Genomic DNA, 17,065 nt, shown 5'->3' with positions numbered 1-17,065 from the left:
CGACGGGTGCGTCTCGTCATCGCCCGCTGCTCCGTCGACTACGCCGGGCGGCTCTCGGCCCACCTGCCCCTCGCGACCCGCCTCCTCATGCTCAAGGCGGACGGCAGCCTGCTCGTGCACTCCGACGGCGGCAGCTACAAGCCGCTCAACTGGATGAGCCCGCCGTGCTCGATCGCGATCGCCGGACCGGACGCGGACCAGACCGCGGCCGGCATCGCCGAGGTCTGGACCGTCACGCAGAAGAAGACGCAGGACCGGCTCATCGTCTCGATCCACGAGGTCTTCTCCGACGAGACCCACGACCTCGGCGTCGACCCGGGACTGGTCAAGGACGGGGTCGAGGCGCACCTGCAGCAGCTCCTCGCCGAGCAGATCGAGCTCCTCGGCGACGGGCACACGCTCGTCCGCCGCGAGTACATGACGGCGATCGGGCCGGTCGACATCCTCGCGCGGGACGACCTCGGGGCGAGTGTCGCGGTGGAGATGAAGCGGAACGCGAACATCGACGCGGTCGAGCAGCTGACGCGGTACCTCGAGCTGATGAACCGCGACCCGATGCTCCGTCCGGTCCAGGGCGTGCTCGCGGCGCAGTCGTTCGCGCCGCAGGCCCGGACGCTCGCCGAGGACCGCGGCATCCGGGTCCTCGTGCTCGACTACGACGCGATGCGCGGCATCGAGGGCGGCCACACGCGCCTGTTCTGACCGGACCTGACCGGACCGGCCGGCGTGCGGACGGGAGGGACGGTGCCGGGCCGCCCCGTCCCTCCCGTCCGCGCCGGCGCCGCCCGGTAGGCTGGCCCCGATGTCAACGAGCCCCTTCAGCGTGGTCCTCTTCGACCTGGACGGCACGATCAGCGACTCAGCTCCGGGCATCACCGCGAGCCTGACGCACACGTTCCGGACGGTGGGTGTCCCGGTACCCGCGCCCGAGACGCTCCGATCGTTCGTCGGACCGCCGATCCTCGACACCTTCCGCACCGCGATGGGGATGGACGAGGCCTTCGCGGACCGGACGCTCGCCGTGTACCGCGAGCACTACCTCGCCCACGGCGCACTCGACTCCGAGCCGTTCCCGGGCATCGACGTCGTGCTCCGCACCCTGCACGACGCCGGCGTCCCGCTGTCGACCGCGACGAGCAAGCCGGAGACCCCCGCGACCTACATCCTCGACCACCACGGCCTCGCGCAGTACTTCGACGTCATCGCCGGCGCGAGCGACGACGAGGTCCGGAGCGCCAAGGCCGACGTCGTCGCGGAGGCGCTCCGGCGGCTCGACCGGGCCGGCTTCGACGTCTCCCGGCCGGTGCTCGTCGGCGACCGGCGCCATGACGTCGAGGGCGCTGCGGTGCACGGCGTCCCGACGGTCTTCGCGGCGTGGGGGTACGGCGCCCCGTCCGAGGCGGAGGGCACGATCGCGACCGCGACGACCCCGCTCGACCTCCTGCCGGTCCTGCTCCCCGGGACCGCTGCCGAGGACACCCCGACGATCACCGCCGCACCGTGAGCGTCGCCCGGACCGCCGCCCGCTCGGCCGGCTGGCTGCTGCCCGCCGCTATCGTCCTCATCGCGCTGAACTTCCGTGGGCCGATCGTCGCGACCGCTCCCGTGATCGGCGACGTCCGGGCCGACCTCGGGATCAGCTCGACCGTCGCGGGACTCCTCACGACGATCCCGGTGCTGTGCTTCGCACTCGCGACACCGCTCGCGTCGTGGCTCATCGCGAAGCTCGCGCCCGAGCGCGCCGTGACGGCCTCGCTCGTCGGGGTGCTCATCGGCACGGTGATCCGGTCCGGTGGCTCGGCGACGGCCCTCATCGTCGGCACGGTCGTGATCGGCGTCGCGATCACCATCGGCAACGTCGTGATCCCGGTCGTCATCCGCCGGGACACCGCTCCGGCCCGGGTCGGCATGGTCACCGGGATCTACACGTCGGCGCTCAACGTCGGGTCGATGATCACCTCGCTCGCGACGGCCCCGATCGCCGCGCTGTGGGGCTGGCCGGTGGCGATCGCGATCTGGGGCGTCTTCGTCCTGCTCGCCGCGTTCGCGTGGACGCGCACGGTCGGGGTCCGCGCCGCGTTCCTCCGGGTCGGCGGTGCTCCGGTGCGCCACGAAGCCGAGCCCCTGCCGGTCACCGGTCCGATCGACGCGGTCGTGAACCCCGACGACGTCCGCGCGCGCACCCCGCACGGACCGCGGCCCGCAGCCCGGCTCGTGACCTGGGGCCTGACGCTCGCGTTCGCCGGACAGGCGTTCTCCTACTACGGGCTGACGGCGTGGATCCCGACGCTGCTCCACGACGAGATCGGTTTCGACACGGCGTCCGCAGGCGCGAGCTCGTCGGTCTTCCAGGTGCTCGCGGTCGTCGGTGCGCTCGGCGTCCCGGTGCTCGCGCAGCGGTGGCGGCCACGGCGCATCATCCTGCTGATCAGCGTGTTCTGGCTCGCGATGCCGATCGGACTGCTCGTCGCACCGCACCTCTGGCTGCTCTGGTCGATCTTCGGCGGGGCGGCGCAGGGCGGTGGGATCACCATCGTGTTCATCGTCATCGTGCGGCTCGTCTCGAACGACGGGGACGCCCGGCGGATGTCAGCGTTCGTGCAGGGTGGCGGGTACCTGCTCGGGTCGGCGGGGCCGCTCGTCGTCGGGAGCCTGCACGAGGCGTCCGGGTCGTGGACCGTGCCGCTCCTCGTCGTCGTCATGTCGGTGCTCGTGCTCGCGGTGGCCGGGTCCGTCGCAGCGCGCGACGTCGACTGACCCTCCGACCGGCCCGTCCCCCTGCGCCCGGCGCCCCGGCCCCCCGCCCCGGTCCCCCCAGTCGCCCGCGAGTGAGCAGCAATCGTCGGGTGGCCGGGGCCGACTCGACGATTGCTACTCACTCACCGCCGCGCCACCACTCACCGCCGCGCCAGGCCCGCGCCGCGTCAGGTCAGGACGGTGAACGATGCACGCACCGCGGTCGCCTCGACCCGCGCGGCGTTCGCACCGTCGACGTCGACGGCCCAGGCGCGCGCCGCCGCGAAGTCCCGGCCGTGCCGCATGTGGCGGCCGACGAGCCGGTCGACGCGGACCTCAGCGGCGGCGCGGCAGAACCAGGACTCGGACAGGAGGCCCGGGATCGCGTCCCACGGACAGCTCGCGTCGAGCAGGTAGTTGCCCTCGGTCACCACGAGCCGGACCGACGCGGCGACGGCGATGCTGCCCGCCACCGGCTCGTCGACCCGTCGGTCGAAGTCCGGCGCCCAGGTCACCGGCTCACGGGCCACGACGAGACGTCGGAGCAGCGACACGTAGCCGTCGGCGTCGAACGTGTCGATCGCGCCCTTCCGGTCCCGGCTCCCGAGGGCGTCGAGCGCGGCGTTCGCGAGGTGGAACCCGTCCATCGGGACCTGCACCGCGACGCCCGGACCGTACCGCTCGGTGACGGCGGCGACCACGCGGCGGGCGAGTGTGGACTTGCCGGCGCCGGGGCTGCCTGCGATGCCGAGGACGTGCCTCCCGGCCGGGTCTGCGTCACCGCCGCGAGTCGGGCCCGCCACGGCGAGCGCACGTTCGACGGCCGCGTCGACGGTCAGGGCAGGTGGCACTGGCCAATCCTCGCAGGACCGAGGACACTGTGCCGCATGATCGATGCGACGAAGGCGTTCAGCGGGTTCTCGGTGCGGGACCCGGCAGCGGCGAGGACGTTCTACGAGGACGTCCTCGACCTCACCGTGACCGAGGAGCACGGCATGCTCTCGATCGACCTCGGGGGCGGGCGGTCGGTGCTCGCCTACCCGAAGGGCGACGCGCACGAGCCGGCGTCGTTCACGGTCCTGAACTTCCCGGTGCCGGACGTCGACGCGGCCGTGGACGACCTCGCGTCGCGGGGCGTCGCGTTCCTGCACTACGAGGGCATGACCGACGACAAGGGCGTCAACCGGCAGGGCGGACCGCTCATCGCGTGGTTCACCGACCCGTCCGGCAACGTGATGAGCGTCATCGAGGGCGGCTGACCCGAGCTGGTCCGCGCCGAGCGCGGGCGTCAGTCCGAGCGCGGGCGCACCCCGCCCCGAGCCGCCGCGGCGGCCGCGGCGAGTTCGAGCGCGTGCTCGATGTTCCGCGCGTGCTGGATCGTCGGCAGGTCCGCGATCGGGACCCACGCCGCGGCGTCCGTGCTGCCGTCGACCTCGTCCCGGAGCGCGCCGCCGGTGATCCGTGCGGTGTAGAACACCTGGACGACGCGCATCGGCCGGTCCGTCGGGACGAACCGCTGCTCCGCCGGGATCGTGCTCGTCCGGACGTCGAGCAGCGTGCCGCACTCGACGTCGTAGCCGGTCTCCTCCTCGAACTCCCGGACGAGCCCGTCCTCGGGCGTCTCGCCGAATTCCACGCCGCCGCCCGGCAGGATCCACATGTCGCCGGACGGGGCGTTCCAGCGGGCGAGGAGCACCCGGTCGTGCTCGTCGACCACCACGCCGTACGCGCCGAGCCGGGTGTCGTAGTCGGTGAAGTCGAGGGCCATGCCCCGAGCCTGGCACACTCGCGCGGAGTGCCGACCCCGGGGTGCGTGCCCGTCGGGCGTGGACAGCCGCAGCGCGCAGCCTCGGCGTTCAGCCTCGGCGCAGCACCTTCGGGACGACCGCGTTCCACACGCCGAGCACGAGGAGCGCCCCGCCCACCCCGGCGAACAGCGCGCCGAGGACGTCCGTCGGGTAGTGCGCGCCGACGTACAACCGCGACCAGCCGACCAGCAGCACGAAGAGCACGCCGACCACCCCGACGACCCAGCGCTGCGCGGCGGTCCTGGTCAGGGCGAGCACCGCGACGACGAGCGTCACCGCGAACACCGTGTGCCCGCTCGGGTAGCTCAACGTCGACCGGCCGGCGTCCACGTGGTGCGCGAGCGCGTCCGCGGCGGGGCGGACCTCGTGCACGAGCTGCTTCGGGACGAGGCAGAAGAGCCAGCCGGCACCCGACGCCACCGCGGCCCCGACCGCCCGCAGCCACCCGGCGAGGAGTCCGCCGACGATGACGAGCACGACGAGGCACACGGCCACGACCGGCACGCGGTCGAGGCTGTCGAGCACCCGTGCGATCGCGTCGAGCGCAGGGGCGTTCGCGGCGTTCAGCACCCGGTCGAGGCCGAACTGGACGTCGAGGAAGCCGGTCGCGCCGCGCACCGCGAACCCGAGGCCGAACGTCAGGATCCAGAGCACGACGACCGGCACCACCCAGTGGCGGGGTACGGCGAGCCGGACCGTGTCCCGGCGGGTGCGGCGGGACGTGCGGGGACGGGAGGAGCCGGAGCGCGGGCGGGGACTGTTCGACGTCACGAGGAGATCATGGCGTGCCCCGGCTCCCGAACCACCGGGAGCGCGCGGAAGCCTGCATGAGTACGCAGGAGACACGGTGCCGACCGGCAGTCACCGGGCGGACCGATCGGCGATCCTGGGCGGATGACGATCACGCCGCGCGTCCACCGGTCCCGCCGCTACCACCTGCGGCTCGTCCTCATGCTCGTCGTCGGGATCGTGGTGGCCGGGGTCCTCGTCGCCACCGGGCTCGGCGTCTGGGCGGCGTCCGGGGGCTGGGCCGCGGCCTGCGCGTTCTACGTCGGCACGATGTGGCCGGTGATCCTCGCCGCCGATGCCGAACGGACCGCGCGCATCGCGACCCGCGAGGACCCCCGTCGCACGGTCAGCGACGTCCTGCTCATCGGCGCGGCACTCGCGGGGGTCGTCGCGCTCGTGGTGGTCCTCGCGATCGCGCGGTCGCTGCACGGGACCGAGCAGACGATCGCCGCCGTCTTCGGCTGCGTCAGCGTCGCGCTGTCCTGGCTCCTCGTCCAGACGCTGTTCACGCTCCGGTACGCCGAGCTGTACTACAGCGGGACGGACGGCGGCATCGACTTCAACCAGCAGGAACGGCCGCGGTACTCCGACTTCGCGTACTTCGCGGTGACGGTCGGCATGACGTACCAGGTGTCCGACACGAACATCTCGACGAGCCGGATCCGGGCGACGACGTTGCGGCACGCGCTGCTGTCGTTCTTCTTCGGGACCGTGGTGATCGCGAGCGTTGTGAACCTGGTGGCCGGGCTCGGCTGACGCCCCCGGCGCACCGCGAGTGGCATCGGACGGGAGGCGCGGGTCGGGCCCGCCCCGCGCCTCCCGTCCGTCTCCGGTCGCGCCGTAGGATCGCACCATGGCAGATCGGGACCGGAGCGGCGCTGCCGCGACCGACCCGTCCGACTGGCCGACCGGGCGACTGCTCAGCACCGCCGCACGCATCGTCGAGCGTCGCTGGGACGAACGGCTCCGCGAGCTCGGGCTCAGCCACGCGGCGGTCGTCGTCCTGCACCACCTCGCGACGGACGGACCGACGAACCCCGACACGCTCGCCCGCCGGGTCCGGGTGCAGCCGCAGACCATGTCGCGCACCCTGGACCGGATGGAGCGCGACGGCACGGTCGAACGACGGCCGGACGACAGGGACCGCCGACGCCGGATCGTGACGATCACCGACGCCGGCCGGGCCGCCTGGGCGTCCGCGCACCACCTCGAGCGATCCGTGATGCCCGAGGACGAGCGGCTCCGCGCCACACTGCTCGAGATCATCGACGAGGGGCGAGGCCCAGGCGTCCGCGAGTAGACAGGGACGGTGCCGTCCCAGCTCCACCGGATCCCCCTCGCGGATGCCGACGACGCGACCCTCGCCGAGCGGGCCGCCGACGGTGACGTCCGTGCGTTCGAGGTCCTCATCCGCCGGTTCACGCCGTTGCTCCGTGCGGTCGCACGCCGCACGCTCGGATCCGGCGACGAGGTCGACGACGTCGTCCAGGACACGTTCATCACGGCGTGGGAGCGGCTCGACTCGCTGTCCGAGCCCGCCAAGGTGAAGGCTTGGCTGAGCCGCATCGCGTCGCACCGGAGCATCGACCACGTCCGCGCCCGTCGACTGCACGACGACGTCCACGAGCTCGACCCGGCCGGCGACGACCGCACGACGCCGGACCGCATCGTCGAGGCCCGATCCCGGGAACACGCCGCCGACCTCGCACTGCGGGGCCTGCCGGACGACCAGCGCCGGTGCTGGTTGCTGAAGGAGGTCCTGGAACTGTCCTACGACGACATCGCGGAGGAGCTCGGCGTGCCGGTCTCGACGGTCCGCGGGCTACTCTCTCGGGCACGGAAGAACATGTCGACACGGATGGAGGGCTGGCGATGAACACCACTCCACCACAGGCCGGGGGGTCGCACGGGGTGCCGGGTGCCCCGGTCGGCGGCGTCCCGATCGGCGGCGTCCCGTCCGGCGGCGTCCCGTCCGCCGGCGTCCCGACGGGCGGGGTGCAGGCCGGCGGCGCGCCGTCTGCCGCCGTGCCGGTGCTCGGCGACGATCCAGGGCTCCTCGACGGCCACACGGTCGACGAGCTCGCCGACTACCTCGACGCCGGCATGAGCCCCGCGGACCCGACCATCGACGAATCCCCCGCCTGTCAGAACGCCCTCGCCGCGATCGTGCGGCTGCGGGAGCTGTCAAGGGACGCGCTCGACGCCGCATCGCTCGACGAGGACCCCGCGGACGACGGCTGGGTCGGCGGCATCCTGGCGAACATCTCGCTCGAGGCCCGCGCCGGCCGTGACATCCCGCTGCGCGGAGCGGCGCCGACCGAGCACAGCGTGATCACCGAGGGCTCCGTCCGCTCACTGATCCGGCGGGCCGCCGACGACGTCGACGGCATCCTCGTCGGGCGCTGCGTCCTCGAGGGCGACGTCGACGAGCCCGGCGCGCCGATCCGGGTCCGCATCACCGCGAGCGTGCTCTGGGGCAACTCGATCCCCGACGTGGTGGGACGGCTCCGGACGGGCGTGGTGCACGAACTGCTGGAACACACCGAGCTCGCGATCGAGGGCATCGACGTCGAGATCCGCGACGTGCTGCTCGATCGCGTGGCGCCGTCGGACGACCCGGAGGTGACGCCGTGAGCGACCAGGACCTGCCCCACGAACTCGAGGCCGTCATCACGGCGGTCCCCGGCGTCTGCCGGCTGTTCGCGTCCGCGCCGGCGATCGGCGACGCCGCGACGATCGCCCGCGAGCTCGTCACGACGGGTGTCCTCACCGGCCCGCCGCGGGTGCGGGTCGACGACGGGGTGGTGTCCGCGGTCATCTCCTCGGACCACGCCACGCCGGCACCGCGGGTGGCCCGGGCGGTGCACGACGCGGTCGAGACGTTCATGGCGAGCCGAGGTCTGCCGCTCGTCCGGGTGGAGGTCAGGATCGCCCGCGTCGACTGACCCGCGCGTCGAGCCGCGCTCCCGGGCCTCGGCCGGCGCTGACCCGCGCGTCGAGTGAGCAGGAATCGTCGCGTGACGACCGCCGACCCGACGATTCCTGCTCACTCACGGCGTTCGACCCGCGGCCCGGGTACCGGTGGCGTCGATCAGAACCGGATCGCGTCGATCGGCTTGACCCGCACCGCGATGATCGCCGGCAGCAACCCGGCGAGCGCGCCGACCCCGACGGCCACGGCGAGCCCGAGCAACGACGCGGATGCGGGGAACGCCGGCACACTGATCACGCCGTGCTCGTGGAGCCAGCCCGTCACGAGCGGGTTCTTCAGCGCGAGGATCGACACCGCGACCCCGGCGATCCCGGCGATCGCCGTCGCGACGACGCTCTCGAGCATGATCGCCACGAACACCCTCGACGCCGTCGCCCCGAAGCTCCGCCGGATGCCGATCTCCCGCACCCGCGTCCGGATCGTGACGAGCGAGATGTTCACGAGGCCGAGTGCGCCGAGCACCAGGATCAGCCCCGCGGCCCCGCCCACCACGATCTTGAGGAGCAGGAGCGGATCGGGCCCCGGGTACGCCTTGTAGTCGACGCGCTGCACGTCGACCTGCCAGCCGTCGCCCGCCACCTCGGAGAGGTCGTTCGACAGGTGCGAGGACAGCGCCCTGGCCGACGCCGGCGGCACCCACGCCTCGTACTGCACCGACGCCTGCGACGGGTCGAGCGCGTTGGTCCCCGCGGCGAGCCGGACCACCGCGTCGTACAGCATGATCGCGCTCGGCGACCCCGGGAACCCGCCCGGCGTCACACCGACGATGACCGCGGTCGCCGCGGACGGCCCGGTGAGCGCGATCGTCGGGTGGGTGCGGAGGTCGGGTGAGCCGAGGTCCTTCCACCATGCCTCGTCGACGATCACCGCGGGCGCGAGACGGGCGGCGTCGTGCGCGCCGAACCACGCGCCGTGCACGAGGCGGAGGCGGTGCATCGTCGCGTAGTCCCGGTCGACGGCCTGGAGGGACACCGACACGGTGCCGCCCTGCCCCTGGGCCTCGGCCGGGAACTGCACGTTCCGACTCGCGTAGTCGATGTCGTACCGGCTCATCTCACGCTCGATCGCGTCCCCGAACCCGGCGGGCGGGGCCACGGGGACGGCGTTGGTCGCGTCCGGCTGGTACGGGGTGCCGATGCTGAGGAGGGCCGGTCGACCGCTCTGCCGTTCGAGGCCCTCGGTCACGGACTGCTGGGCGACGGCGCTGACGGCCGCGACGGAGGTCAGCGCGAGCACGGCGAGCCCCACGCCGATCAGGCTCATGAGGACGCGGGTCTTGTGCGTCCGGAACTCGGACCAGGCCTCGGAGACGCTGCCGACGAGGAACGTGAGCGCCCGCATCAGCGACCCGGTCCGGCCAGGTGGACACCGCCGGTGCGGGGCGCGCGGACACCGGACCCGGCGACGACGGGGCCGGACACGCCGCTGTGCGCCACGACCGCCGCGGCGCCGCTCGGTGCAGCGACGAGCCGCCCCGCGTCGAGACGGTAGTGCCGTCGGGCGAGCGCCGCGATGTTCGGGTCGTGCGTGATCGTGATGAGCGCCGCACCCGACGCCTCGACGACCTCGTCGAGCAACGCCATGATGACGTTCCCGGTGTCGACGTCGAGCGCTCCGGTCGGTTCGTCCGCCAGGATCAGCCGCGGCCGCCGGACGAGCGCCCGGGCGATCGCGACCCGCTGCTGCTCACCACCGGACAACCGGCTCGGCAGCGACCCCGCGCGTTCGGTGAGTCCGACCCGCTCGAGCATGTCCGCCGCGATCCGCTCCCGTCGCCAGAACGTGCGCCCGGTACTGAACAGCAGCGGTGTCATGACGTTCTCGAGCGCGGTGCGACCGGGCAGCAGGTTGAACTGCTGGAACACGAACCCGACGTCGCGGCCCCGTCGGATGTCCCGCTGGCGGGCGCTCATCCGCTCGAGCGGGACGTCGTCGAAGACGATCCGCCCGGTGGTCGGCTCGTCGAGCAGCCCGAGCAGGTTGAGCAGGGTGGACTTGCCGCTGCCGGAGCGCCCCACGATGCTCACGTGGTCGCCGTTCTCGACGTCGAGGTCGATGCCGCGCAGGATGTGCAGCGGCTCGGCGTCCGGCAGCGCGACCGTGCGGGTGACGCCCTCGAGCCGGAGGAGGCTCATCCGCCGTTCCCCGCGCTCGCCTCGGTCGAGGTGCCCGTCCCGCCCGGCACGAACTCGAGGACGTCGTCGCCCTTCGCGACGCCCTCGGTGACCGCGACGACCTTGCCGTCGGTGACCCCGAGCTTCACCGCGTGCCGCTGGGGCGTGCCGTCGTCCGCCATCGTGTACACGACGCCGGAGCCGCCCGGCGCGCCCTCGACCGCCGTCACCGGCACGGTGAGCGCGTTCTCCGCGACGCCTCCGGACACCGTGAGCTTCGCGGCGATGCCGCTGAACACGGTGACGCCGCCGGGGACCGCGCAGCGCACCGTCGTCGTCGCGGTGGACCCGCTGGTCGAGCCCGAGTCACCGCCGTCGGACGGACCGGAGGCACTGCTCGACTCCCCCGCGCCGGCCAGCGGCGTCGAGATGGTCAGGTTCGTGCAGGTGAACGGCTCGGGCCCGCCGGTGACCGTCACGGCACCCTCGGTCGGACGGTTGACGAGCCGGTACTGCTGCTCGGGCGGCATCGTCCCGACGACGCTGAAGGTGGGCGGGGCGACCTGCGCGAGGACGTCGCCGACCGAGAGCTGCTGGCCCGCGAGCACGGGGACGTCGCTGACCGTGCCCGCGGCCGAGGTGGTGAGGGTCGTGACCTTGCCCGGGGTGACGCCGTCCGCGGAGACCGCCCGGACGGTCGCGACGGCGGCGTTCGCGCCGAGGGACTGACCCGTCGTGACGAGGACCTTGACGACCTCGCCCGCCGCGGTCGCCCGGACCGGGACCGCGGCGTCGGCGGTGATCGTGGCGGCGAGGACGACGTCGCTCTTGACCGTGGCCTCCGTGACGGACACCGTGGGCTGGGAGACCGACCCCGTCGGGATCGTCGTGTCGCTCGCCGCCGTGAGCCCGCCGAAGAACGCCAGCTTGACGAGCGCGGCGGCGATGGCCGCGAACACCACGAGCCGCAGCACCGGCAGGATCCACCGTCGCGTGACACCCATGTCTCCCCCTGGGGCGGGGGTTCGGGGCCCGCCGACCTCGACCGTAGCGGAGGGTGAGCCTGGCTCGCCTCATCCTCCCGACTGACCTCGGCGCCTCAGCCCGCAGCGGGTACGGCGTCCGCGACCGGGCGCGTCGGCCGGAGCGATCCAGCCGCGACGAACGCGACGGCGAGGAGCAACGCCACGAGCCAGAGCGCCCCGAGGAGTCCCGTCGCACCGGCCAGGAACCCGATCGCGGGCGGCCCGGCGAGGTTCGCGAAGTACCCGATGGACGCGACGACGCTGACCCGGGCGGCGGGGTTCGAGCCGGACTCCGCCGCGGCGGACATCCCGAGGGGGAACCCCATCGACACACCGACCGCCCAGAGCAGGACGCCGACGAGCACCAGCCATGGACTCCCGCCGAGGATGAACAGCACGACGCCGACGACCCCGAGCGCGGTCGTCGCCCGTGTCGTCCGGACACGGCCGAAGCGGTCGACGAGCGGGCCGCCCAGCGCTCGTGCGGTCGTCTCACCGATCGCGAACGCGGTGAAGAACAGCGCAGCGACCGCGGCGGACTGCCCGTGGTCGTTCTTGGTCGCCAGGGTCAGCCAGTTGTTCGCCGACCCCTCGCCGAGCTCCGCCCCGAGCATCACGAGCCCGATCATGAGCAACCGCCAGTCGGTCCAGCCCCGGAGCCAGCTCTGGACCCGCTGCCCGACGGTGCGGCTCGGGTCGTGCTCCTCCGACGTCGCGCGGGACCCGAGCGGGATCGCGCGCATGACCGGTACGGCGACGACGGCCATGAGCACGGCCTCGCCGACGAACTGCCCGACCGGGTCGATCCCGATCGCCGCGCAGGCCGCCCCGATCCCGGAGCCGATCGCCGCTCCCGCCGACCACGCCGCGTGCAGCAGTGGCATGAGCGTCCGACCGAGCCCGCGTTCGATCGCCGAGCCCTCGACGTTGATCATGACGTCGAACGCGCCGATGCCGAGCCCCGCGATCACGAAGCCGACCCCGACGACCGGGACGGAGCGGACCACGTCGACGCCGAGTCCGATCACCGCGAGCGCCACCGCGACGAGCAGCAGCACCCCGCCGATCGCCCGTCGCGACCCGAGCCACGACAGCAGTGGGGTGGCGAGGAGCAGACCGGCGACCGAGCCGACGGTCACTCCGGCGAGGAGGAGTCCGATCCCGGCGGTGTCGAGCCCGAGCGTCGCGGTGATCGCCGGGAGCCGCGGCCCCCAGGTGGAGAGCGTGACGCCCCCGAGCCCGAAGGCGACGATCATCGCGGTGCGCCAGCGCACGAGGGTGGGGCGGTCCGTGGTGGCGCGTCCTTGGGTCACCGGGACATTCGATCACGGTCCGGAGCACCGTGACGACCACCGAGGCCGACCGGACCCGCTCGGCCGGAGGATGTGAAGCCCCTCAGTCGCACTGGCCGCTCCCGCCGGACGTCCTAGGGTGGCGAGAGGACCCGACACCCGGGGCCGTGGGGAGGCGCACCGTGTCCGAGCTCGACCTCGGGGGACCGTCCGACGACGTCCTCCAGCCGCCCGCGGCCGCCGAGCTCCGGCTGCAGCCCCCGGAGCCCGTGCGCGAGGTCCCGGAGGAGCGCGCCGCGGGCATGGTCCCGGTCCCGCCGGAACGGCGCACCGAACTGCAGGCGACGGCCCGTTCGTTCGTCGACGCCCTCGCGGCCGAACAGCCGGGCAGCCCCGAGTTCACCCGCCGGGTCGGGGACATCGTCCGGATGGGCCAGCAGGACGTCGAGCGCTCCGCCCAGACCTCCAGCCGCCTCCTCGACCGCCCGAGCACCTCGTTGGCGGCGACCCGGGGCCGCGGCGACACCGCCGCACCGCAGGCGCAGGTCGCGAGGACGCTCCAGGACCTCCGGGAGACGGTGTCGGACCTCGACCCCGGCAAGGCCGACCTGACCGGCGCGCGGCGGATCCTCGGGATGATCCCGGGCGCCTCCCACATCGCGCGCTACTTCCACCGGTTCGAGTCGTCGCAGCAGCAGCTCGACGCGATCATCGAGGCGCTCGTCTCCGGGCAGGACGCCCTCCGGAAGGACAACGCCGCGATCGACGAGGAGCGGGCCGCGCTCTGGACGACGATGGGCAAGCTCGCCGAGTACGAGACCCTCGCACGAGCGCTCGACGCCGCGATCGAGCAGAAGGCCGCCGAGCTCCGTCCGACGGACGCCCACGCTGCCGACGGTCTCGTCGCCGACGCGCTGTTCCCGATCCGCCAGCGCCGGCAGGACCTCCTGACGCAGATCGCGGTCTCGGTCCAGGGGTACCTGGCGCTCGACCTCGTCCGGAAGAACAACGTCGAGCTCGTCACCGGCGTCGACCGGGCGCGGACGACGACGGTCGCCGCGCTCCGGACGGCCGTGGTGGTGTCCGAGGCGCTCGGCCAGCAGAAGCTCGTGCTGCAGCAGATCAGCGCCCTGAACGAGACGACGGACGCGATGATCGCCCGGAGCGGGGACCTGCTCCGCCAGCAGACGGCGTCCGTCCACGACCAGGCGTCGTCGTCGGGTGTCAGCGTCGCGACCCTGCAGAAGGCGTTCGACGACGTCCTCGCGACGATCGATGCGGTCGACTCCTACCGCGCGCAGGCGGTCGGCGCGATGGCCGAGACCGTCGACGCACTCGAGACGCAGGTCACCCGCGCATCCGGCGCCCTCGAGCGCTCGCACCGCGAGACGGAGCAGCGCGACAGGTAGGGGGCGGTGGGGACTCAGTCCCCGAGATCCAGACTGGAGGCCCGGAACCGGTCGTCGAGGAACCGCCCGTTGACGAGCACCTCCGTCGCGTCCCGGCCCACGGCGGCGTCGCGCATCCGGGTCGCGGCGGCCTCGAGCGCACCGAGCTGATCGCGGAGCGCCTCGGCCGGCGTCGACCCGTTCGCGAGCCGGTGCGTCGCCGCCCAGTCCGCGGGGAGCGCGGTGAACGCCCGGAGCGTGTCCGGGAGGTAGCTGGTCGCGGTCCGACGCACGACGACCTCGGCCTCGCCCGACCCGGCGACGCGGGGCAGCGCGTCGGTGAGCATCGCGCCGATCCGCTGCACGGTGGCAGCGGCGTCCGGGGGGAGCCGGGCCTGCGCGGTCGCGACGAGCGTCGCGAGACCGCCGGCGACGTCCGCGTCCGGGACTCGGAACGGGTCGGCGGTCCGCACCCCGAGCCGCCCGAGCGATGCGGCGACCTCGGCGGCGTCACCGGCGGTCTCCGCGGCGACGGCTGCGACCTCCCCGGCGAAGAGGGTGAGCCAGTGGCCGAGCGCCGGTTGCCGACGCGCGATCGTCACGCCGCCGGAGACGCGGGCGGCCTCGGTGGTGAGCCGACCGTCGTCCTCGGCGAGGGTGAGCGTCTCCTCGACCCCGGTGAGGCGCAGGGAGCGCACCGCACCGGGCCTCCCGGCCAACCGGTCGGCCAACGAGCGTCGCCGCTCGACGGTCACCACCCGGTCGACGACCGATGCGGGCAGGGCGCGTCCCGCGGCCGTCGCGAGGGCGTCGAGGAGCGTCCGGGGATCGGCGGTCGCGTCGATCGGCGCGAGGGGCGCGGATCCGGAGCGGTCGAGGTCGGTCATCGCTCGGTGCGGGTCATCGGTCCGTCAGCGGCAGGACGAGGTTCGGGGTCTGGATCACGTGGTCCGGACGGAGCGAGCGGACCGCCGTGCCGATCGCGAAGAACTCGGTCGTGTGGCCGCCCCACCGGTGCGGGAGGGAGAGGAGCTGCACGCCGACGATGCCCTCGGCCTCGAGCTGTTCCGCCTCGGTCTGCATCCGTCCCATCGCGAGCTCGCGGGCGTCGTAGAGAGCCTCCGTGTACTGCGTGATCTCGGTGTTCGCGCCGATCGTGGACATCGACGCGAGCATCCCGCGGTGGGCGATGTGGTAGACGCACGTGCCCATCGTGAGTCCGAGCGGGGCGTACCCGGCCTGGATGAGGGTCCAGAAGTCCTGCCCGGAGAGGTCCGACGTGAACGGCAGGCTCCGCGAGTTCCGCCACTTGCCGGTGGGCGGCGGGGCGTCCGCGACGACGGCGGTGCCGATCGCGATGAACTCGGCGAGGTCGTTGCCGTACTCCTTGAACTCGATCTCCAGGCGGACGCCGACGATGCCGTCCGCACCGAGCCGGTCCGCCTCGGCCTCCATCCGGGTCATCGCGAGCTCGCGGGCGTGGTACATCGCCTGGCTGAGCTTGTCGAGCTCCATGTTCTTGCTCCAGCGCCCGTTCTGGATGCCCACGTGGTAGACGCTCGACCCGAGCACGAGTCCGACGGGGCGGAACCCCGCCTGCCGGACGAGCAGGAACTCGTTGACGGACAGGTCGGACGTGAACAGGCGGTTCCGTCCGTCGTCGAGTCGGGCCTGGGCGTCCCTGGGGAGCGGGACGCCGCCGAGGTCGGGTGTGCTCATCGTTCAGTCCTCGTGGTCGGTGCGGAGTGCGGTGCGCGCGCACATGATCGTGCGCGATGGGTGGTCACAGGTGTCTCCTGGCGGACCGGACGCCGGGATCGCGGAGGGGGATGACCGTCGTGACGTCCCGCCGGGCCCGTGCGGTCGCGGAGTGGTCGCGGAACGCGTGCATCGGTCCGGGCGCGATCACGGTGGCGACGAAGACCGCCTCGGCGTGCAGGTCGACCTCCTCGCCGCAGGGGGTCTCGAACTCGCCGACGTGGTTCTCGGTGACGACGAGGTCGGAGCCGCGCAACGGGGCCGCCCGTCGGGCGAGTTGCGCCCGGGCGTCGTCGCGTGCCGCCTCGAGCAGCTCGGTCAGCCCGTCGATCTCGGTGTTGTCCGACCACATCGACCGCTGGGACTTGAGCACCGGGTCCTCGTGCTTGGTCGACACCGACAGGCCGAGCGCCATCCCGCGCGGGACGTACCCGGACTGCAGGAGGACCGTGGTGTGCTCGGCGGAGAAGCCCGCGGTCCACGGGGTGCCGCCGCTCGCGCTCGGGCTGACCGACGTGTCGAGCGACCGGACGGCCGTGCCGGTCGCGGTGTACTCCCAGATCTGGCCCTCGAGTCGTTCGCGGCGGACGTGCACGTCGACGATCCCGTCCGCCCCGAGCAGGGTCGCCTCGGCCACCATGCGGTCGTGGGCACCGTGCCATGCGTGACCGAACGCCTGCACGTAGGACCCGAACCCGGCGTTCCGCCCCCCACGCCCGCCGGTGGTCAGGACCGGGGTCGTCCAGGCGCCGTACCCCCCGAAGGGACTGTTCGTCGCACCCGACCCGAGGAACGGTCCCCGGAACACACCGCCGGTCAGGGCCGCCGTGCCGCCGCCGTTCGACACCGTGCCGTACCCGGTCGTCCCGAACCCGTTGACACCCCAGAAGCCGCAGCCGCCGCCGGTCCAGCCGAGCTGCATGACGACGCTGCCGAAGACCTCGCCGACGGGCTGGAGTGCGACGGCACGGATCGCGGCGGCACCGGGTGCGGAGAGGAGGGAGCCGGCGACACCGCTCGCTCGTTGGCGTGCCGCGCGGGCGTGGGCCGCTGGCGGGAGGCCGTCGACCCACGGGCCACGGGCCTCGTCTGCCCGATCCGACATGGCCGCCCCCGTCGTCCGCGTTCGCGCCGGTTCGTGCCGGCCGCTTCAGCATGGCACG

General features: G+C 73.4%; 20 protein-coding genes. 10 read left to right on the top strand and 10 right to left on the bottom strand.

Going from position 1 to position 17,065, the window contains the following annotated elements; translation table 11 throughout:
- The first annotated feature begins 6 nt into the window (after positions 1–6).
- The 3 genes from nucS (at position 7) to ACO0E0_RS03530 (ending at position 2,757) form a co-directional block, all read left to right on the top strand.
- A complete protein-coding gene (nucS, locus tag ACO0E0_RS03540) occupies positions 7–702 on the top strand; it encodes an endonuclease NucS (protein WP_422870027.1) in 696 nt (231 codons plus the stop codon).
- A 100-nt stretch (positions 703–802) separates the two neighbouring features.
- On the top strand, positions 803–1,504 hold the full coding sequence (locus ACO0E0_RS03535) for an HAD hydrolase-like protein (RefSeq protein WP_422870026.1): 702 nt from the start codon (positions 803–805) through the stop codon (positions 1,502–1,504).
- On the top strand, positions 1,501–2,757 hold the full coding sequence (locus ACO0E0_RS03530; RefSeq protein WP_422870025.1) for an MFS transporter: 1,257 nt from the start codon (positions 1,501–1,503) through the stop codon (positions 2,755–2,757). Before ACO0E0_RS03535 ends, ACO0E0_RS03530 begins: the two co-directional genes overlap by 4 nt.
- A gap of 167 nt (positions 2,758–2,924) precedes the next feature.
- Here the strand turns inward: ACO0E0_RS03530 and ACO0E0_RS03525 are convergent, their stop codons facing one another.
- Positions 2,925–3,587: a nucleoside/nucleotide kinase family protein gene (locus tag ACO0E0_RS03525; RefSeq protein WP_422870024.1), complete on the bottom strand. Its 663-nt coding sequence runs from the start codon at positions 3,585–3,587 to the stop codon at positions 2,925–2,927.
- A gap of 36 nt (positions 3,588–3,623) precedes the next feature.
- Here ACO0E0_RS03525 and ACO0E0_RS03520 point away from each other — a divergent pair, with 36 nt between their 5' ends.
- The gene (locus ACO0E0_RS03520) at positions 3,624–3,995 is read left to right on the top strand and encodes a VOC family protein (RefSeq protein WP_422870023.1); all 372 of its coding nucleotides are present in this window, start codon (positions 3,624–3,626) and stop codon (positions 3,993–3,995) included.
- 29 nt (positions 3,996–4,024) lie between these two features.
- Here ACO0E0_RS03520 and ACO0E0_RS03515 read toward each other — a convergent pair whose 3' ends face one another.
- Positions 4,025–4,504 (bottom strand): NUDIX hydrolase, encoded by a 480-nt coding sequence (locus ACO0E0_RS03515; RefSeq protein WP_422870022.1) that lies wholly within the window; start codon positions 4,502–4,504, stop codon positions 4,025–4,027.
- A gap of 88 nt (positions 4,505–4,592) precedes the next feature.
- Positions 4,593–5,315, bottom strand: a complete 723-nt coding sequence (locus ACO0E0_RS03510) for a phosphatase PAP2 family protein (protein ID WP_422870021.1) — start codon at positions 5,313–5,315, stop codon at positions 4,593–4,595.
- Between the two features lie 123 nt (positions 5,316–5,438).
- Here ACO0E0_RS03510 and ACO0E0_RS03505 point away from each other — a divergent pair, with 123 nt between their 5' ends.
- From ACO0E0_RS03505 to ACO0E0_RS03485, 5 genes are all read left to right on the top strand, one after another.
- The gene (locus ACO0E0_RS03505) at positions 5,439–6,089 is read left to right on the top strand and encodes a DUF1345 domain-containing protein (RefSeq protein ID WP_422870020.1); all 651 of its coding nucleotides are present in this window, start codon (positions 5,439–5,441) and stop codon (positions 6,087–6,089) included.
- A 97-nt stretch (positions 6,090–6,186) separates the two neighbouring features.
- Positions 6,187–6,633 (top strand): MarR family winged helix-turn-helix transcriptional regulator, encoded by a 447-nt coding sequence (locus ACO0E0_RS03500; protein WP_422870019.1) that lies wholly within the window; start codon positions 6,187–6,189, stop codon positions 6,631–6,633.
- Positions 6,634–6,642: 9 nt separating this feature from the next.
- Positions 6,643–7,209: an RNA polymerase sigma factor gene (locus ACO0E0_RS03495; protein ID WP_422870018.1), complete on the top strand. Its 567-nt coding sequence runs from the start codon at positions 6,643–6,645 to the stop codon at positions 7,207–7,209.
- Entirely contained in the window at positions 7,206–7,967 is a 762-nt protein-coding gene (locus ACO0E0_RS03490; RefSeq protein WP_422870017.1) for a hypothetical protein, read from the top strand. Before ACO0E0_RS03495 ends, ACO0E0_RS03490 begins: the two co-directional genes overlap by 4 nt.
- Positions 7,964–8,278: a hypothetical protein gene (locus ACO0E0_RS03485; RefSeq protein ID WP_422870016.1), complete on the top strand. Its 315-nt coding sequence runs from the start codon at positions 7,964–7,966 to the stop codon at positions 8,276–8,278. The genes ACO0E0_RS03490 and ACO0E0_RS03485 overlap by 4 nt, the downstream gene beginning before the upstream one ends.
- Positions 8,279–8,424: 146 nt before the next feature.
- Here ACO0E0_RS03485 and ACO0E0_RS03480 read toward each other — a convergent pair whose 3' ends face one another.
- The 4 genes from ACO0E0_RS03480 to ACO0E0_RS03465 all read right to left on the bottom strand — a co-directional run bounded on the left by ACO0E0_RS03480 (position 8,425) and on the right by ACO0E0_RS03465 (position 12,777).
- Positions 8,425–9,666 carry an ABC transporter permease gene (locus ACO0E0_RS03480; protein WP_422870015.1) on the bottom strand — a complete coding sequence of 414 codons (1,242 nt, stop codon included), beginning with the start codon at positions 9,664–9,666 and terminating at the stop codon, positions 8,425–8,427.
- A complete protein-coding gene (locus tag ACO0E0_RS03475; protein ID WP_422870014.1) occupies positions 9,666–10,460 on the bottom strand; it encodes an ABC transporter ATP-binding protein in 795 nt (264 codons plus the stop codon). Before ACO0E0_RS03475 ends, ACO0E0_RS03480 begins: the two co-directional genes overlap by 1 nt.
- Complete coding sequence (locus ACO0E0_RS03470) at positions 10,457–11,443, bottom strand: permuted SH3 domain-containing protein (RefSeq protein WP_422870013.1); 987 nt, start codon at positions 11,441–11,443, stop codon at positions 10,457–10,459. The genes ACO0E0_RS03475 and ACO0E0_RS03470 overlap by 4 nt, the downstream gene beginning before the upstream one ends.
- A 95-nt stretch (positions 11,444–11,538) precedes the next feature.
- Positions 11,539–12,777, bottom strand: coding sequence for an MFS transporter (locus tag ACO0E0_RS03465; RefSeq protein ID WP_422870012.1), 1,239 nt, complete (start codon positions 12,775–12,777; stop codon positions 11,539–11,541).
- A 161-nt stretch (positions 12,778–12,938) separates the two neighbouring features.
- Here ACO0E0_RS03465 and ACO0E0_RS03460 point away from each other — a divergent pair, with 161 nt between their 5' ends.
- Positions 12,939–14,165, top strand: a complete 1,227-nt coding sequence (locus ACO0E0_RS03460; RefSeq protein WP_422870011.1) for a toxic anion resistance protein — start codon at positions 12,939–12,941, stop codon at positions 14,163–14,165.
- 14 nt (positions 14,166–14,179) lie between these two features.
- On the opposite strand, the gene ACO0E0_RS03455 is transcribed toward ACO0E0_RS03460, so the two are convergent.
- The 3 genes from ACO0E0_RS03455 to ACO0E0_RS03445 form a co-directional block, all read right to left on the bottom strand.
- Positions 14,180–15,031: a hypothetical protein gene (locus ACO0E0_RS03455; RefSeq protein WP_422870010.1), complete on the bottom strand. Its 852-nt coding sequence runs from the start codon at positions 15,029–15,031 to the stop codon at positions 14,180–14,182.
- 13 nt (positions 15,032–15,044) lie between these two features.
- Positions 15,045–15,863 (bottom strand): heavy metal-binding domain-containing protein, encoded by an 819-nt coding sequence (locus ACO0E0_RS03450; RefSeq protein ID WP_422870009.1) that lies wholly within the window; start codon positions 15,861–15,863, stop codon positions 15,045–15,047.
- A gap of 64 nt (positions 15,864–15,927) precedes the next feature.
- Positions 15,928–17,007: a heavy metal-binding domain-containing protein gene (locus ACO0E0_RS03445; RefSeq protein ID WP_422870008.1), complete on the bottom strand. Its 1,080-nt coding sequence runs from the start codon at positions 17,005–17,007 to the stop codon at positions 15,928–15,930.
- Positions 17,008–17,065 lie beyond the last annotated feature (58 nt).

The organism is Curtobacterium phyllosphaerae (genome assembly GCF_049341865.1).
GTDB lineage: Bacteria > Actinomycetota > Actinomycetes > Actinomycetales > Microbacteriaceae > Curtobacterium > Curtobacterium phyllosphaerae.
This window is presented reverse-complemented; position numbering and strand designations above follow the sequence as displayed.

Coding starts and splice junctions, on each gene's coding strand:
- ACO0E0_RS03535 (WP_422870026.1), top strand. CDS start 803: ATGTCAACGAGCCCCTTCAGCGTGGTCCTCTTCGACCTGGACGGCACG.
- ACO0E0_RS03520 (WP_422870023.1), top strand. CDS start 3,624: ATGATCGATGCGACGAAGGCGTTCAGCGGGTTCTCGGTGCGGGACCCG.
- ACO0E0_RS03515 (WP_422870022.1), bottom strand. CDS start 4,504: ATGGCCCTCGACTTCACCGACTACGACACCCGGCTCGGCGCGTACGGC.
- ACO0E0_RS03505 (WP_422870020.1), top strand. CDS start 5,439: ATGACGATCACGCCGCGCGTCCACCGGTCCCGCCGCTACCACCTGCGG.
- ACO0E0_RS03500 (WP_422870019.1), top strand. CDS start 6,187: ATGGCAGATCGGGACCGGAGCGGCGCTGCCGCGACCGACCCGTCCGAC.
- ACO0E0_RS03490 (WP_422870017.1), top strand. CDS start 7,206: ATGAACACCACTCCACCACAGGCCGGGGGGTCGCACGGGGTGCCGGGT.
- ACO0E0_RS03480 (WP_422870015.1), bottom strand. CDS start 9,666: ATGCGGGCGCTCACGTTCCTCGTCGGCAGCGTCTCCGAGGCCTGGTCC.
- ACO0E0_RS03475 (WP_422870014.1), bottom strand. CDS start 10,460: ATGAGCCTCCTCCGGCTCGAGGGCGTCACCCGCACGGTCGCGCTGCCG.
- ACO0E0_RS03470 (WP_422870013.1), bottom strand. CDS start 11,443: ATGGGTGTCACGCGACGGTGGATCCTGCCGGTGCTGCGGCTCGTGGTG.
- ACO0E0_RS03455 (WP_422870010.1), bottom strand. CDS start 15,031: ATGACCGACCTCGACCGCTCCGGATCCGCGCCCCTCGCGCCGATCGAC.
- ACO0E0_RS03450 (WP_422870009.1), bottom strand. CDS start 15,863: ATGAGCACACCCGACCTCGGCGGCGTCCCGCTCCCCAGGGACGCCCAG.
- ACO0E0_RS03445 (WP_422870008.1), bottom strand. CDS start 17,007: ATGTCGGATCGGGCAGACGAGGCCCGTGGCCCGTGGGTCGACGGCCTC.